This window comes from Candidatus Paceibacterota bacterium, assembly GCA_041660505.1.
Lineage (GTDB): Bacteria > Patescibacteriota > Minisyncoccia > Phycocordibacterales > JACRKE01 > JBAZWG01.
In genome coordinates this window covers 1-14,527 of sequence record JBAZWG010000003.1, presented here as the reverse complement: position 1 = coordinate 14,527, position 14,527 = coordinate 1, and the positions used below count along the sequence as shown (strand labels likewise).

At 44.9% G+C, this 14,527-nt stretch carries 24 protein-coding genes; all 24 read left to right on the top strand.

The window, feature by feature from the left end:
* Positions 1 to 159 precede the first annotated feature (159 nt).
* Positions 160 to 531 (top strand): ArdC family protein, encoded by a 372-nt coding sequence (locus WC764_04330; protein MFA6006919.1) that lies wholly within the window; start codon positions 160 to 162, stop codon positions 529 to 531.
* A complete protein-coding gene (locus WC764_04325; protein MFA6006918.1) occupies positions 528 to 713 on the top strand; it encodes a hypothetical protein in 186 nt (61 codons plus the stop codon). The genes WC764_04330 and WC764_04325 overlap by 4 nt, the downstream gene beginning before the upstream one ends.
* Complete coding sequence (locus WC764_04320) at positions 710 to 1,033, top strand: hypothetical protein (protein ID MFA6006917.1); 324 nt, start codon at positions 710 to 712, stop codon at positions 1,031 to 1,033. The genes WC764_04325 and WC764_04320 overlap by 4 nt, the downstream gene beginning before the upstream one ends.
* A gap of 544 nt (positions 1,034 to 1,577) precedes the next feature.
* Positions 1,578 to 2,081 (top strand): pentapeptide repeat-containing protein, encoded by a 504-nt coding sequence (locus WC764_04315; GenBank protein MFA6006916.1) that lies wholly within the window; start codon positions 1,578 to 1,580, stop codon positions 2,079 to 2,081.
* Between the two features lies 1 nt (position 2,082).
* Positions 2,083 to 2,565: a hypothetical protein gene (locus WC764_04310; GenBank protein MFA6006915.1), complete on the top strand. Its 483-nt coding sequence runs from the start codon at positions 2,083 to 2,085 to the stop codon at positions 2,563 to 2,565.
* Between the two features lies 1 nt (position 2,566).
* Positions 2,567 to 2,812, top strand: a complete 246-nt coding sequence (locus WC764_04305) for a hypothetical protein (GenBank protein ID MFA6006914.1) — start codon at positions 2,567 to 2,569, stop codon at positions 2,810 to 2,812.
* On the top strand, positions 2,791 to 2,940 hold the full coding sequence (locus tag WC764_04300; protein ID MFA6006913.1) for a hypothetical protein: 150 nt from the start codon (positions 2,791 to 2,793) through the stop codon (positions 2,938 to 2,940). Before WC764_04305 ends, WC764_04300 begins: the two co-directional genes overlap by 22 nt.
* Before the next feature lies 1 nt (position 2,941).
* Positions 2,942 to 3,220, top strand: coding sequence for a hypothetical protein (locus tag WC764_04295; protein ID MFA6006912.1), 279 nt, complete (start codon positions 2,942 to 2,944; stop codon positions 3,218 to 3,220).
* Complete coding sequence (locus tag WC764_04290) at positions 3,217 to 3,390, top strand: hypothetical protein (GenBank protein ID MFA6006911.1); 174 nt, start codon at positions 3,217 to 3,219, stop codon at positions 3,388 to 3,390. Before WC764_04295 ends, WC764_04290 begins: the two co-directional genes overlap by 4 nt.
* Entirely contained in the window at positions 3,371 to 3,538 is a 168-nt protein-coding gene (locus WC764_04285) for a hypothetical protein (protein ID MFA6006910.1), read from the top strand. The genes WC764_04290 and WC764_04285 overlap by 20 nt, the downstream gene beginning before the upstream one ends.
* Before the next feature lie 115 nt (positions 3,539 to 3,653).
* Positions 3,654 to 4,451 carry an ERF family protein gene (locus tag WC764_04280; protein ID MFA6006909.1) on the top strand — a complete coding sequence of 266 codons (798 nt, stop codon included), beginning with the start codon at positions 3,654 to 3,656 and terminating at the stop codon, positions 4,449 to 4,451.
* Positions 4,452 to 4,872: 421 nt separating this feature from the next.
* Positions 4,873 to 5,481, top strand: coding sequence for a YqaJ viral recombinase family protein (locus tag WC764_04275; GenBank protein MFA6006908.1), 609 nt, complete (start codon positions 4,873 to 4,875; stop codon positions 5,479 to 5,481).
* Positions 5,482 to 5,488: 7 nt separating this feature from the next.
* Entirely contained in the window at positions 5,489 to 5,896 is a 408-nt protein-coding gene (locus WC764_04270; GenBank protein ID MFA6006907.1) for a hypothetical protein, read from the top strand.
* Positions 5,897 to 6,216: 320 nt separating this feature from the next.
* Positions 6,217 to 6,351 (top strand): hypothetical protein, encoded by a 135-nt coding sequence (locus tag WC764_04265; GenBank protein ID MFA6006906.1) that lies wholly within the window; start codon positions 6,217 to 6,219, stop codon positions 6,349 to 6,351.
* Between the two features lie 275 nt (positions 6,352 to 6,626).
* Entirely contained in the window at positions 6,627 to 6,992 is a 366-nt protein-coding gene (locus tag WC764_04260) for a hypothetical protein (GenBank protein ID MFA6006905.1), read from the top strand.
* Complete coding sequence (locus WC764_04255) at positions 6,985 to 7,371, top strand: 6-carboxytetrahydropterin synthase (protein ID MFA6006904.1); 387 nt, start codon at positions 6,985 to 6,987, stop codon at positions 7,369 to 7,371. The genes WC764_04260 and WC764_04255 overlap by 8 nt, the downstream gene beginning before the upstream one ends.
* Entirely contained in the window at positions 7,352 to 7,768 is a 417-nt protein-coding gene (locus tag WC764_04250; GenBank protein MFA6006903.1) for a 7-carboxy-7-deazaguanine synthase QueE, read from the top strand. The genes WC764_04255 and WC764_04250 overlap by 20 nt, the downstream gene beginning before the upstream one ends.
* Positions 7,769 to 7,837: 69 nt before the next feature.
* Positions 7,838 to 8,275: a hypothetical protein gene (locus WC764_04245; protein MFA6006902.1), complete on the top strand. Its 438-nt coding sequence runs from the start codon at positions 7,838 to 7,840 to the stop codon at positions 8,273 to 8,275.
* A complete protein-coding gene (locus WC764_04240; GenBank protein MFA6006901.1) occupies positions 8,208 to 9,656 on the top strand; it encodes a hypothetical protein in 1,449 nt (482 codons plus the stop codon). Before WC764_04245 ends, WC764_04240 begins: the two co-directional genes overlap by 68 nt.
* Positions 9,657 to 9,686: 30 nt before the next feature.
* On the top strand, positions 9,687 to 11,843 hold the full coding sequence (locus tag WC764_04235; protein MFA6006900.1) for a phage portal protein: 2,157 nt from the start codon (positions 9,687 to 9,689) through the stop codon (positions 11,841 to 11,843).
* A 168-nt stretch (positions 11,844 to 12,011) separates the two neighbouring features.
* Entirely contained in the window at positions 12,012 to 12,293 is a 282-nt protein-coding gene (locus WC764_04230) for a hypothetical protein (protein MFA6006899.1), read from the top strand.
* 8 nt (positions 12,294 to 12,301) lie between these two features.
* Complete coding sequence (locus WC764_04225) at positions 12,302 to 13,849, top strand: tail fiber domain-containing protein (GenBank protein MFA6006898.1); 1,548 nt, start codon at positions 12,302 to 12,304, stop codon at positions 13,847 to 13,849.
* 1 nt (position 13,850) lies between these two features.
* Positions 13,851 to 14,168: a hypothetical protein gene (locus WC764_04220; GenBank protein MFA6006897.1), complete on the top strand. Its 318-nt coding sequence runs from the start codon at positions 13,851 to 13,853 to the stop codon at positions 14,166 to 14,168.
* A partial coding sequence (locus WC764_04215; GenBank protein MFA6006896.1) for an HK97 family phage prohead protease occupies positions 14,158 to 14,527 on the top strand: 370 nt, incomplete at its 3' end. The genes WC764_04220 and WC764_04215, both read left to right, overlap by 11 nt.

Here is a 14,527-nt window from a genome sequence, read left to right as displayed (position 1 = left end):
CGATTGCACTTGGTGGAAAGGTTCCGCGCCAGCGAGAGCGTCCCTAATGAAGGACGGAGTAAAAATCCAAGCGGTCGGCGAACTCTATTTCACGCAAGCGAACCAACCGATATTCAACATCCATCACTGCGAAAAAAATCTAATTCATTCACACACTATATGCATAAAAAAATGACGCGAGAGGAGAGAGTAGCGATGCTGAAAGCAGTGTCAGAGAAGGTGAAGGCGGGGGAAATAAAAGGAGTCCAAGCGGTATCGGTTCTTCGAAAGGAATACAGTATCTTCAATCAATGCTTTCTTGCCGCGCAAGAAGCCCCAGCGGGAGTGTTTGGAGGTTATCAGCAATGGCGTTCGCTCGGGCGCAAGGTCAAGAAAGGTGAACACGGCTATTCGATTGTCTTTCCGATGCAGAAAAAAGAAGAAGACCAACGAGGGTTGGAAGAAAAACCCCGCTTCTCTTGCGCAACGGTATTCCATTTCGACCAGACGGAAGAAGTCGAGAAGGAAGTTGGAAAGGAGGAAACAGTATGAGGCAATTAACCGCTCGACAGAAGAAGGTCATAGACAGGTTTATGATTGAGAACCCCGACGCTAGGACGGTTGACGATATAGGCGTTGATATACTGCTCGAATTGGAACGAATCAATGACACGGAAATCTTGTATAACGAAATCAGCCGCTATATGTCGGACAAAGTTTTTTCAAACCTATGAAAACTAAACTAGAGTCCTACGTTAGAACGATATTGATTCAAAGCCCCGAAACCAGAAACGATGACAGGTTATTGTGCCTTGGAGTCTGGAAGCGATTCAATGAATCGGTGTTTAGACAGATTGACGGAGCGTGGTATGTATCTTGCGATGCAATCCAAAAGATTCTCCCAAGTGCAAGTAATATCACGCGGGTTAGGGTGGTGATTCAAAACGAAAAAGGCGAGCTATTGCCTACCCTTTATACGATTCTGAAAAAAAGAGGACTGGCAAAAAAAGACAGACAGCCATTAAACGAATGGAAAGAAGATTTTATTAACTAACAAGCGCGAATCACACTATATGAACCAACGAGGAATATGTCCGATGTGTAGTAGGGAGCGAGAATTAACAGGGATTGAGTTTGTTATGAGGCTATCAAGATACGGACTGGCTTCAAGCCCCGAAAGAGTATGCGAAGATTGCGATTCAAAACGCTGTAACGATTGTCGTAGGAAGATGGATTATGAATGTGTATATTGCGAGAAATACGAATTAAGTTATAGATGATATGACCCTCATACGAATAATCAATGAGATACCCTACATATTAAGCATAAAGAATAATATGACCAACACACAATTCGACCTGCTGATGGAACGATTAAATATAATGATCGCTATGCTCACAGAACTTCGTGAAATTGAGAAGAGAGTAGAGATGGCGGTAATAGATAGATAATATGACCACCCACGACCCCCACTCCCTAAACCCTCCCGAAAAACACCGCGCCCCGTTCCGCCTCTGGCGCGTCATCGCCATCCTCTCCGTCATCCTGTTCTTAGCAGTATGCGTGTGGGGTTATTCAATAATAACTAATCTCTAATATGCCAAAAATCATAATAAAGAATCGCCTTACCGATAAAATAATAGTTGAAGTGGAAGCGGAATCTATTAAAGAAGCTGTTGAAAAGAATAAAGCGGACTTGCGCGGAGCGGACTTGCGCGGAGCGTACTTGCACGGAGCGGACTTGCGCGAAGCGTACTTGCGCGGAGCGGACTTGCGCGGAACGGACTTGTGCGAAGCGAACTTGTACGGAGCGGACTTGCGCGAAGCGAACTTGTACGGAGCGGACTTGCGCGAAGCGAACTTGTACGGAGCGAACTTGTGCGGAGCGGACTTGTGCGGAGCGAACTTGTACGGAGCGAACTTGTGCGGAGCGGACTTGTGCGGAGCGAACTTGTGCGGAACGGACTTGTGCGAAGCGAACTTGTGCGGAACGGACTTGTACGGAGCGAACTTGCGCGAAGCGGACTTGTGCGAAGCGAAGATAAAAAATTCACAAAAAGAAGAATTATTAAAATGTTTGAAGATTAAAATTGAAGAATAATATGTCCAAAATCTACGAATATAAAGACTTGAAGAACATTCTGAAGGTAGGCGACGAAGTGAGAGCTGTGGAGGGGAAACATAATATGTGTGTTCGTCTCAAAGATGATGGCTCAAATACGCAGAAAATTACAAGCGTTGTTGAAGAAGGTTTTGATATAGATGGTTGCACTCACTACTACAGAGAAACCTGCTACCTCGAAATCGTCTCACCAGAACCCAAAACTCTCGATAATCTGGAAGTGGGGGATGTGATTCAATATACGAATCATAATAAGTTTGTACATCGAGCAGAAATACTGGAAAAAGGGATGAGTGGAAAAACATTTCTATTGTCGTTATCTTGGAGAGAAAAAGAACAGTCGGAAAAAGCGATCTTGGAAATGCGAACTGCGACAGGAGGTACATACCACATCGAACAACTCCGCCGCGAAGGGTGGTCAGTCGTCCAACCTGAAATTAAATGTGATAAGTGTGGGAAATAATATGAACAACCTCGAACGCCTAGAACTCGCTAGCCACATCCTCTCCTCCGACGCGTCTTTTGAAGCGGACTGCGTTGGTTTGGATGAAGCCCAAGGTCGCGCTGTCACAGAACGTGAAAAGCAATTGGCGTGGGTTGTGGATAGATTGTATATGCTTATTCACCCCGCTTTCTCCTGTAAACATCCCGATTGGGACGAGGAGAATGAGCGGAGATATAAAGAGATATGTCCAACACCAAAATCCTAATCCGACTTGCGGATATACCACTCTCCGAGTGGTCGCAGAAAGAAATCAAATTGCTAATTAAGACCGCTAAGACCGAACTGCGTGTTTGGACACTGGTCTTGGAAGAAGCGGAAAAGTATTTGAAATAATATGAAAACCTTATTTTTTCTTTTGTTGGTTAGTCAGATATTCCTCGGCTATGAAATGTTTTCCGCAGAATGGAAGATGAACGACGTTTTGAAGGAGGTCAAATATCTTCAAAACAAAACGGTTATTCCTAAACCTAAAATAGCTACATCAACAATAATGACTTTCCCACCGCTCGATAAAAACGCCAAAGTTTTTACGGATACTGGAAATAAAGGTCGAACACGATGCGGGACGTTTGAAGGGAGTTATTACTGCGAAAAGGAGGTGAAAACAAAATGACACTAAAAACAGCGGCGTTACTGCCCTCGCTGATATTCGCGTTCACTTTAACGCTTGATAGCACTCTATTAAAAGTCTTGATGGTTGGATTGTATCTCGTAGTCATAATTAAGGTGTTGGAGGAATACAGTAAGAAGGAGATAGAAAAATATGAAGAAAAAAGACGTTAACTTAAACAAGGCGGCGCAAGCGTTAGGGCGTAAAGGAGGCGCGGCGCGATTCAAGAAATACGGCAAAGAGGCGATGGCTGAAATGGCGAATCGGAGGTGGGAAGCATACAGAAAAAACAGGGAGGAATTATCCACAGAAAACGCTTGACGGATAATGCTAGCGTCTGCTATAATTTAGTTATTCATTCACACTAAAACACGACGTAAATATGCGCGGCAATTGACCGCAGGACTTTAGATTTCACTCACACTAACGTCTAAATATGAAAAAAGAATTATTGCCCACGATAAGTGTCGGAGCCACGACAATGTCTGTAGTCCCAGTCGAAGAAAAGAATGCGTCTCAATCTTATTCACCGGAAGTCTTAATCGCCCAAGCAATTGATAAAGGATTGCCCGTTGAGACGATGGAGCGATTACTGGCGATGCGAACAGCGTTAAAAGCCGAAGCCGCAAAAGAGGCGTTCGATGAAGCGATGGCGAACTTTCAAGCGGAATGTCCTATCGTCGGGAAAGGCAAAGAGGTTAAGAATCGTTCGGGGGTCGTGATGTATCACTACGCCCCGCTAGATTCGATTGTAACCGAGGTCAAGGGAATAATCGGTAAACACGGATTCAGCTATTCAATCAAAACCGAGATAAAAGAAAACGCGGTCAAGGTGGTTTGTATCGTAAAGCATAAAGGAGGGCATTCGGAATTAAGCGATATGGAGGTTCCTCTCGCAACGAGGACTGAAATAATGTCAGCCCCTCAACAGACAGCGGCTACGATGACGTTCGCTAAACGCTATGCCTTTTGTAACGCCTTTGGAATTATGACGGGCGACGAGGACACAGACGCGACGCCACAGACCACACACGCTGAAGTAGGGAGCAAGGCGACAGAAGCCCAAATGAACACTATCAGCGAACTCGCTATGCAGGCGGGATATTCAAAAGCAGATGTCGGCGTTCGATGTCGCGAACTCTATGGAGTTTCGATTCTAGACATCACAACGGTTCAAGCCGACGGGATTATCACAGGATTGATGAAGCGCATTACTCAAAAGACCGCCGTATGAAAAAGACTCACGGGATGGCAGGTAAACCCTTGTATAAAGTCTGGGCAGGTATCCTAACTCGTTGTCTGAATAAGAACGATCATAGTTATACTTTCTACGGAGCCCGAGGTATTACAATATGTGAATCTTGGCGGAAGTTTGAGAACTTTCAAAAAGATACGGCTAATGGATACAGCAAAGGACTTTGTCTCGAAAGAATAAATAACGACGGGAATTATGATCCTTCTAATTGCAAATGGGCGACAAGGGCGGAACAGGCGCGCAATAGACGCAATACAATTTTATTCAATAACGAGACTGCGACAGAGGCCGCGAAACGACTTGGAGCATCAGAAAGCACGGTCACGGCTCGTATACAAAAAGGATGGAGCCTCAAAAACGCCTTTACTCTCCCGTTGTATACTCATATGAAAAATTATCTATGAAGACTTATTATTTCTCCGATGAGATTTCGTGGATTGAGGCTCGTCGCGGCAAGATAACTGGGTCGAAACTTGGGGGCATCATTTCGAAACGGAATATAGATAAAAAGAAACAAGGCTTTTATGAGTTAATCGCAGAAAGAATCGGACTGCCAGCAGACGGAGAAAATCCGATGGACAGAGGTCATCGCCTTGAAGAAGAAGCAATCGAACGATTTGAGAAGATGACGGATAAAAAAGTTAACTGCGAGCTTGTCTTATGGGTCAAGGATGATAATGAGAGTATCGCTCTTTCGCCCGATGGAATGATTGGGGAGACGGAGGCAGTGGAAGTCAAATGCCTTTCATCGGCTCGGCATATCGAGGCGTATCTTACGGGCGAGATACCAGAAGAATATCGCTATCAAGGGCTACAGTATTTCGTAGTCAATGAGAAGCTGGAAAAACTTTATTTCTGCTTCTATGACCCGCGTCTAAAGGTAAAAGATTTCTTCATTATCGAGATGAATCGTTCTAACCTCACGGATGAAATAAACACGTTGGAGATTTACCAAAAAGATACGCTGAAAGAGGTCGAGGAAATTGCGAGCAAGTTAATGGAGTTTTGACCAGAATATGATTAAACCGCGGTTCGTCGCCAAGATCGGGAAAGGCGCGCTGGTCTTTAACAATCCCGACGCCGTGTCCGCCTATCTTCGAGGGTTTAAGGTAGGGCAGGAGATTGATGTGATTATCTCGAAGCGGTCAAAGCCTCGTACGACTCAACAAAATGCTTATCTCTGGGCGGTTGTCTATCCGATAACAGCGAAAGAGACAGGGCATACTTGTTTAGAACTCCACGAGGCTATGAAGGCAATGTTTTTACCGCCGACGTTCGTTGAATTAAATGGGAAGCGGGTCAGAATACCGTCGAGTACAAAACTGTTATCAGTAGCAGAAGAGTCAGAGTTTTTGGAACGGGTAATAGCGGAGTTTTCTAGTATGGGTATAATTATTCCGCCGGCTGAATCAATAACATTATGAAAAGGATCCGATTGACACAAGGGAAAACTACGATAGTAGATGATAATTGGTTTGAGCCATTATCAAAATGGAAATGGTGTGTTTCTTCAGTTGGGTATGCGGTTCGAGGAGAGCGAATTGGAAAAAAGAATCGTTCAATCCTTCTGCATCGTCAAATAATGGATGTGCCCAAAGGGTATGTCATAGATCATAAAAACGGGGATCCGCTTGATAATAGAATTTCGAATCTTCGAATCTGCACACAGTCTCAAAATTGCGCGAATAGTCGAATGAAAATAACGAATAAAAGTGGTTACAAGGGAGTGAGCTGGTGCAGGATTATGAAAAAGTGGCGAGCCACGCTTACTATAAAATACAAACAAAGAATCCTTGGCTATTCAGAGAGCAAGATTGAAGCCCGAGAGATGTATGCCAAAGGACTCGAGAAATTTGTCGGAGAGTTTGCGAGAGGATAAGAGCCGAAGCGGCGACGATGGGTATTATGGTTCCAGACCCCGGAGATTTTCTTGGTTAGTTATCAACAGGTTATAGATTGTTCGTGCTGGCGTTAGGTGGTAAAATAGGACGGGAGCGAATCGGGGGGTTATTCCTCCTCCTCCCGATTCGTCTCCTGTCTCTACCGCCCGTTGTAAGGCGCGCAAGCGCAATCAACGGGGTGCGTCGTTCTCGCGCAAGCGAGGTTAGTGTGACCGCTCGGCTTACGCTGGGCGGTAGAGATGGGAGAAAAAAAATGACCAAACACGAAAAAAAAACCTTAAACGGACTTCTTCACGAGATAGTAGGATTTCGAGATAAAAGATGTTTGCGATGTGGGAATCCTAAATGGCAGTTATCGCATATCTATCCTAAAGGACGTTATCGGCGGATGGAGTTTGAACCTGAAAATGTGAAAGCCCTTTGCTATGCCTGTCATCTTAATTGGTGGCATAAGAATCCTATTGAAGCCCACGAATGGCTACGGCTCATTTATTCAAAAGAAAAACTGGATAGATTGAAACTGATGTCGAATACAGACCAAGGGAGATTCGACTATAAGATACATAAACTTTTTCTCGAAAACATAATTTCTAAACACGCTAGCGCGAAATATGCTTGAAATCACAAAACGATTCACCTTTGAAGCCGCGCATAGACTGCCTTGGCATAAAGGAAAATGCCAACAGTCGTACGGGTACAGTTATAAGTTAGAGGTTTCAGCTTTGGGAGAACTCAATGAAAATGACATAGTGCTTGATTTTGACGACCTGACAAAACTTGTTAAGGAAGTAGTCATTGATAGATACGACCATAAGGATTTGAATGACTTTTTTCCTAATCCTTCTGCAGAAGTCTTGGCGCAAAACTTTCTCATTGATTTAGACTTGGCGTTCAAGATAAAAGGATTCAACGGGGTTATCTCAAAGATTCGTCTATGGGAGACGGAGAATTGCTCGGTGCTCGTTAAAAACCAACGATATGAATCTAAAAGTGAATGAGATTTTCTCTACCTTCCAAGGCGAAGGAACGAACGCGGGCTTGCCTTGCACGTTCCTACGGCTTGCGATGTGCAATCTTCATTGTAAATGGTGCGATACTTGGTATTCGTGGAACTTTGGAAAAGGAGACGGAATAGAAGAAAAATGGGGTTCAAAAACAGTTAGACTCGAAGATGAGCTGCACGAACTATCTCCCGCTTTTGTTGCGGGAAAACTTATCGGCGTGAATACGAAAAATCTAGTCATTTCAGGCGGTGAGCCGATGTTACAACAGAACGCTTTGATTGAAATGTTTTGCCAAGTAGCGGCAGACGGTTATCAATTCAATTCCTCCGAGATTGAAACGAACGGGACGGTAGCTCTTGACCCAAGATTGAATAATCGTGGAAGCAATTAAAATCAAACCTAGAGATTGAAAATGATAGTGAATTGTTGGTTTATTTGATAGACGTAACTTGTGAGAGATATGGCAAAAAACGGGAGAAAAACAAAGAGAACGCCTGAACTTCAAAAGGAATTATTGGGACATCTTGGAATTGGTCATACCGACCTCGATGCCTGCGCTTTGTCTGGAGTTAGAACAGAAACTTTCTATCAATGGATTAAGGCCTTCCCTGATTTTTCTGATTTGGTTATCAAGGCAAGACTCAAAGCAAAAGACCAGTGTATTAAGATTGTCAGGCGCGAAGCACTTGAAAATTGGAACGCGGCTACTTGGTGGCTGATTAAAAAAGGCGGCAGGGAGTTTATGGAAAAACATATCGCGGAAGTCGAGGATGGGACAATCGCCAAACTTCCAAAAGAAATGCAGGAAAAGATAAGACAAGCGATTGAATATGCCCTCCCTAAAAGCAAACGGACTATTTCTAAATCCAAAAAGACTAGCCAACAGAATAGCGAATGACAAGGTTTTCAGAAAAGGACTGGCTATCTCATCGCTATATTGGTTCGCTCATATTTACTATGCTCCGTATATTCAATATGAGACTGCGGATTTCCAGAGGGAGATATACGACGACCTGCAAGATTCAGACAATCAATTCCTAGAGATTCTAGGTTTTCGTGGTTGCACGAAATCGACAATCATCACTCATTTTTTTATTGTTTGGTCAATCATCACGGGAAGAAGCCGATATCCTCTTTTGATTGCCGACACTGACAAACAGGCGAATAGATACCTCTACAACATCCGCGCCGAGTTAGAACAGAACGAGCTTTTGATACAAGACTTCGGTGCTTTCAAGCCTGAAATGGGAGCAGACAATGACGAATGGCAAAAGACGACCATTGTTCTCCCGAAATACAGGGCGCGTATTTCCGCCCATTCCAACGGGGGGAATATCAGAGGGTTGCGACATCTTGAAATCCGTCCCGATCTTGTCGTATGCGATGATATCGAGAATATCGAGGAAACGAGACAAAAAGAGCAAAGAGACAAACTTTACAGGTGGTTCAAGTCCGATGTGATGCAGGTGGGAGACAGGAAAACGAGGTATATTCTTCTTGGTAACTTGCTCCATAGCGACGGGTTGATGTGCCGAATCGAAAGAGAGATAGCGGATGGAAAGATTAAAGGGCTTTTCAAACGTTATCCGATTATTGATGAGGAGGGGAAATCAATATGGACGGGCAAGTTTTCCAATATGGAATCATTGGATATTGAACGCAGGAAGCTAGGAGAAAAGACTTGGATTCGAGAATCGCTCTTAAAGATTGTTCCAGAGGATGGGCAAGTAATTCACGATGATTGGATTCGATACTTCAAAAAGATACCAGAAGGATTCGTGCCGACGGGCTTTGGGGCTGGCGTGGACTTGGCTATCTCGAAAAGAGAGACGGCAGACTATACGGCTATCGTTCCAGGTATCGCTGGACTCTTGGACGGCAAGCCGAAAATCTACATTGGCAAAAGGATAACAAACCTTCGGCTTTCAATGGCTGAAACGATAGACGCTTGCAAAACCTTGGCGAATCTAAAGCCCGGTATGAGATTCTTCGTTGAGCAGGTTGGCTATCAAGCGGCGGCTGTTGAGGAGATGAAGCGTAAATGGCTTGCTGTTGACCCCTTAGCTCCTATCTCGGATAAAAAGGCGCGCCTAGAAGCGGTTGCTGGTTATGTTAGAGACGGGACAGTCGAGTTCCCTGATGAGGCGGCGGACGACCTTGTGATTCAATTGACTCACTTCGGGACGGAGGCGCACGATGACCTTGTTGATGCTTTCGCATATCTTCTTCTCGGCTTGCTTCGTAACTCAATAGGGGAAAAGAAGGTTGTATGGTTATGATTCTCTATTCCGTGATACAATTCTCTTGATATGTCTTTCTTTGATAATCTCTTTTCAAAAATAGGTTTGGTCAGAAAAAGTTTTGAAGGATTAAAACTCGCCCCTATGTATGGGCTGGGTTTTTTCTTTTCAAAGACAAAGGTTTCGCAAGCAAAATTGATGTCGGAGGCGGCAGGTTGGGTTTTCTCTTGTATTTCAAGAATCTCGGAGACGGTTATCAGTGAACGATTGCGTCTCTATCGCAAGACAGGAGAAGGGGCGGAGGACTGGGAGGAGATAACCAGCCATCCTTTTTTAGACCTCTTACAGCGTCCTAATTCGTGGATGCCCGGATATGAGTTAATTCAAACGTGGAGCGAACACGAAGATTTAACGGGTAATGCTTATTGGTTACTTGATGGGGTAACGGATGAAAACTCGATACCGACAAGAATCTATCCCTTGAATCCTGCTTATATGACAGCGGTCGTCGGTTCTGTTTCGGGAGATGTGGACAAGGTGGTTAGTTACGAATATCAGACAGGAGCGACAAAAAAGGTTTTCAAGCCCTTTGAGATTCTTCATTTCCGCAGAATAAACCCCAACGACCCGTTTAGAGGATTGGGACCAACGGAAGGCAGTATGGACTCCGTGGATACTGATAACTGGATGAGGGAGTGGAATCGTCGCTTCTTTCAGAACTCGGCAATCCCGGGTGTCATTTTAGAAACAGAGGACACTTCAAGCGAGGCGGTTAGACTGCTTCGAGAATCGTTTGAAGATAGGCACGCGGGCGTTGAACGAGCGCACAAGACCGTGGCTCTACCAAGGGGCGTCAAACTCGCCAAGATGGGCTATGGGCAGAAAGATATGGACTTCGTTGAATCCCGCGCAAAGAATCGGGATGAAATCCTAGCCGCTTTCGGTGTTCCTCCTATCGTTCTCGGTATGGGGCTTGGTGAATCTATCAATCGGGCTACGGCTGAAACACAGGAATACGTTTATGCTAAATACACAATCAAACCAAAACTGAAGCGTTTTGAGGCGTATATCAACGAGTTTTTACTTTCTAGATTTGGAGAGGATATTGCAATCGCCTTTGATGACAATGTGCCGCAGAACGTGGAGCAGAACTTAAAGCTTTACACCTCGGCACTTGGGGGGGCTTCGTATATGACAATCAATGAAGTCAGAACAAAGGAAGGTTTAGAGCCGATTGAGGGCGGGGATACTTTGCCGCAACCCGCTACGCCTCAATTATACGGCTTAATGCAAAGCAAAAAGAAAAAGGTTGTCCCTAATCGTTCAAAAAGCAAAAAGAAAACCAACGACAAGATGGTTGATAGTATAGTGTCAACTATAAACACATTCGTTCAGTCAAAGAAAAAGAATCTCGAAACGATAACGACGGTTGATTGGCTTGAAAACTGGAAAGCGTTTGTCGGGCGCACGCTCCCACAAGAAGAAAAGATGAGAGAGGCGATGGCTGATTATGCAAAAGGGATGACTGTGCGGGCTATGGAAGCTGTTAGACAGGAATTAAAAGCCCACAGACGAGCAATGAAATCGAAGGGCGTGGATATCGCTAAAATCCTAAACAAAGATGATGAAATCGCCTTAATAATCGAGGGCATAAACCCTATCTACCTTTCCATATTGAAAACAGAAGGCGTCGCGGCGGCTACGCTTGTCGGAGCGGCGTTCGATGAGAAAGAAAAGAGAATGTTGGCGGCTCTTAAAAAAGCAATCGGCTTAATGGCTGAAAGTTATACGCAGACCACGCTTGATACCTTAAAAACTAAACTCGAAGCAGGATTGGCGGAGGGTGAGGGGTTGGTTAAACTCACGGAGACGGTTAGAACGATAGGCGAATGGAGTGAGACTTCAAGAGCCGAGCGAGTGGCAAAGACCGAGGCGTTTCGGACTGCCAATTTTGCAACCAAAGAAGCGTGGAAACAATCGAATGTGGTAAAAACAATCAAATGGTATACGGCGGAAGATGAAAAGGTTTGTCCGTATTGTTTCGAGTTTGACGGGAAGATTGTAGGGATAGATAAAGACTTCGCGGAAAAAGGCGACACTATCATTGGAGTGGATTTGGAAGGGAATACTGTTGAGATGACGATTGAGTATGCGAACATCGAGGCGGGGAGTCTCCATCCGAATTGCCGTTGTTACGTCCGACCTGACGAAATTACAATAGAATAAAATAATGCTATAATTAAATTATGAGAAAAGGTCAAAAACATTCAGAGGCTACCAAGCAGAAGATGCGAGGGAGAACTGGAGAACTCTCACCTGTATGGAAGGGTGGTTGCCGTTTTTTGGAATATCTTAATCTAAATGGAAACATTTTGACTTCTAATATCTAACCATATGTATTCACGACCAACAGTAACGAACGTAACGATGACAGCGGCGAACACCGAGTATTCGCACATCGTCCAAGCAAACACGAAAAAGCTTCTCATCAAAGAACGCTCTGGCGGGAGTTCGGTAAAACTTTGTTATACATCGGGTTCGAGTGGCACGACATATATCACGATTCCGGCAGGTTCGAGCAAGCATCTTGAAGCCGCTTGGCTTCGAGGTATCGTGCTTTATTTTCAATGCCCTGATGCAGGGAATGTCCTCGAAATCGAGGAATGGGTAGCATAACCAAAGATATGAATATCAAAAAACTGATAAGAGCAATTTTTATTGCAGGTGGGGCGACGTTTATCGCCGCAGTAGGAGCTTCCGCTCAAATGGGCGGAGGTATTTCCGTTCCGTCTCTTTGGAAGAAAATCACAGGCGGCGTCCATCCTATTGTTTTGACAGATACCATCGGAACATCGGCGGATAGAGTCGCAGGGGTTTACTCCGATCTTATTGACGGGACTTCGTTCGTTATCGGTGGGGCAGTAGTAGGCAATTTGACCGTAGGAGGTTCTGCTACGATTTATGGCGGAGTTACAGCTCCTACTTTTGTTGCTACAAGCACGCTTGCGGATTCAACATTCAATCGTTTGACTTGGGTCAACGCCACGGGCACGAATACGACATCTACGAATCTTTTTGCGACCAATCTTTCAGCGACGAATATTGTATCCGCTCTCACTCCCGACGCGAATAATACACGCAACATCGGCTCTCCCACGCTCTCGTGGAAAGATGTTTATGCGAGTGGGACTATCCTAGTAGGCGGAGGTTCCGCGGCGGCTCCGTCTTATTCTTTTGGGGCTGACGGCGATACAGGAATGTATGGAGGTTCAAACGTAATCAACCTTACGACTGCAGGAGCGCAGAGATTCAAGTGTGATTCAGGAGATTGCACGGTGAATCAAGGTCTTTACACGGTTGGAGGCATATTTCCAACGGCGAATAATGCTGTTGATTTGGGTTCCGCCGTGGCTTCTTGGAGAAACATCTACGCTTCGGGAACTGCCGTATTAGGCGGTGGATTGAGTGCCGCCGAAGACGCTTTGTCACCGGCAAAAACATCTTATTCCGACATCGGGAGCGAAACAAAACGCTGGAATCGTTTGCACGTCGCCGAGATTTATCTCAATGGCGGATTCGTTATGGCTTACGAAGCGAATACGCTCGCGTCCTCAACTCGACAGCTTTCACTGGGTCTCAACTACGCACAAGACACTGGTATCGTGGTGCGTGAGTTGGCTCTTTCAGGTTCAACCTATGGTGGAGCGTCAACCGTGTCTCTCATCGAAAGTCCGACGAGCACGATCAAAATTACAAATGGAACGACTGGGTGGGGCGGACTTATAGCGGCTAATGTAACAACGACTGTCGGTGTTCAGTTTTCCAATCTCTCTGCCGCAGGTGCAGGAACGACTAACCCGTTATGTCTCGATTCAACAGGCGTGGGTTACATCGGTGCGTCTCAAATCTGTCCGTTATCCTCTCTCGCAAGTAAAACCAATCTTCGTCCTATCTCATACGGACTGGATGAACTTCTCAAAACAAACTTCTACGATTTCGAATTGAGACAAGACGACGGACGCACTCACTCCGGTATCGTGGCTGATTATCTCCAAAAGACGATGCCGAATCTTGTGATGCACGAAGACGGAAAAGTGAACGGTTACGACGTGTTCTCAATGGTCGGCGTGCTAGGTCAGTCAATCAAAGACTTGAACGCAAAAGTGGAGAGTCAACAGAAAAAGATTGATTCGCTTGAAGCGCGATTGTTAAAACTTGAAAAGAGAAAATAATATGCCTATCGCTAAAACCCTCATCGGAACAGGAATCGCAATCGCCAGTATAACTGGGGCGATTCTTATTAATCCTTCGGATATGAAGGTATGCGAAGCGACTGGTTGCAGGAAGATTGAAAAGGCAGACTATACGCTTCTCAAAAGAACGCTTGCCGATAAAGTTAAAACTGATACTCCTTTACAATGGAGTGAATTGGAAGTCTTAACGGCAATCATAGATTTCGAGGCACGAAAAAATGGTAAGATGAAGCTAGGAGCGGTTGCTTCTCGCGAAGATATAAAGAATAAGATAATCCAAAAACTTTATGAAAATTGAAAAGATACAGCTCAAAGCGTTCTGCGAGAAGACGGGCGGTAAAGTGCGAATCATCGCCAGCGATGAGAGCGTTGACCGCTCGGGTGAATCAATCCCTTTTGAATCGTGGGATTTGGCTAACTTTTCCAAGTCTCCGCGGCTTTTGATTGACCACGATTATTCCGTGAAATCAATCGTCGGTAAGGCGGAGGGCATCGAATTGAATAAAGAACTTCGCGCCTTAACTTTTGAGCCAGTCTTTCACGATATTACGCAAGCCGCAAAAGACACAAAGGAAATGGTTGAACAAGGTTTTCTTGATACCGTCTCGGTAGGATTTTTACGCAATCAAGATGAGAAGGGCGTGGTTAAAAATGAAT

Bases quoted from the DNA above. Each gene is read 5' to 3' on its own strand.
- WC764_04330 (MFA6006919.1), top strand. From the start codon at position 160: ATGCATAAAAAAATGACGCGAGAGGAGAGAGTAGCGATGCTGAAAGCA.
- WC764_04325 (MFA6006918.1), top strand. From the start codon at position 528: ATGAGGCAATTAACCGCTCGACAGAAGAAGGTCATAGACAGGTTTATG.
- WC764_04320 (MFA6006917.1), top strand. From the start codon at position 710: ATGAAAACTAAACTAGAGTCCTACGTTAGAACGATATTGATTCAAAGC.
- WC764_04315 (MFA6006916.1), top strand. From the start codon at position 1,578: ATGCCAAAAATCATAATAAAGAATCGCCTTACCGATAAAATAATAGTT.
- WC764_04310 (MFA6006915.1), top strand. From the start codon at position 2,083: ATGTCCAAAATCTACGAATATAAAGACTTGAAGAACATTCTGAAGGTA.
- WC764_04305 (MFA6006914.1), top strand. From the start codon at position 2,567: ATGAACAACCTCGAACGCCTAGAACTCGCTAGCCACATCCTCTCCTCC.
- WC764_04300 (MFA6006913.1), top strand. From the start codon at position 2,791: ATGTCCAACACCAAAATCCTAATCCGACTTGCGGATATACCACTCTCC.
- WC764_04295 (MFA6006912.1), top strand. From the start codon at position 2,942: ATGAAAACCTTATTTTTTCTTTTGTTGGTTAGTCAGATATTCCTCGGC.
- WC764_04290 (MFA6006911.1), top strand. From the start codon at position 3,217: ATGACACTAAAAACAGCGGCGTTACTGCCCTCGCTGATATTCGCGTTC.
- WC764_04285 (MFA6006910.1), top strand. From the start codon at position 3,371: ATGAAGAAAAAAGACGTTAACTTAAACAAGGCGGCGCAAGCGTTAGGG.
- WC764_04280 (MFA6006909.1), top strand. From the start codon at position 3,654: ATGAAAAAAGAATTATTGCCCACGATAAGTGTCGGAGCCACGACAATG.
- WC764_04275 (MFA6006908.1), top strand. From the start codon at position 4,873: ATGAAGACTTATTATTTCTCCGATGAGATTTCGTGGATTGAGGCTCGT.
- WC764_04270 (MFA6006907.1), top strand. From the start codon at position 5,489: ATGATTAAACCGCGGTTCGTCGCCAAGATCGGGAAAGGCGCGCTGGTC.
- WC764_04265 (MFA6006906.1), top strand. From the start codon at position 6,217: ATGAAAAAGTGGCGAGCCACGCTTACTATAAAATACAAACAAAGAATC.
- WC764_04260 (MFA6006905.1), top strand. From the start codon at position 6,627: ATGACCAAACACGAAAAAAAAACCTTAAACGGACTTCTTCACGAGATA.
- WC764_04255 (MFA6006904.1), top strand. From the start codon at position 6,985: ATGCTTGAAATCACAAAACGATTCACCTTTGAAGCCGCGCATAGACTG.
- WC764_04250 (MFA6006903.1), top strand. From the start codon at position 7,352: ATGAATCTAAAAGTGAATGAGATTTTCTCTACCTTCCAAGGCGAAGGA.
- WC764_04245 (MFA6006902.1), top strand. From the start codon at position 7,838: ATGGCAAAAAACGGGAGAAAAACAAAGAGAACGCCTGAACTTCAAAAG.
- WC764_04240 (MFA6006901.1), top strand. From the start codon at position 8,208: ATGCCCTCCCTAAAAGCAAACGGACTATTTCTAAATCCAAAAAGACTA.
- WC764_04235 (MFA6006900.1), top strand. From the start codon at position 9,687: ATGTCTTTCTTTGATAATCTCTTTTCAAAAATAGGTTTGGTCAGAAAA.
- WC764_04230 (MFA6006899.1), top strand. From the start codon at position 12,012: ATGTATTCACGACCAACAGTAACGAACGTAACGATGACAGCGGCGAAC.
- WC764_04225 (MFA6006898.1), top strand. From the start codon at position 12,302: ATGAATATCAAAAAACTGATAAGAGCAATTTTTATTGCAGGTGGGGCG.
- WC764_04220 (MFA6006897.1), top strand. From the start codon at position 13,851: ATGCCTATCGCTAAAACCCTCATCGGAACAGGAATCGCAATCGCCAGT.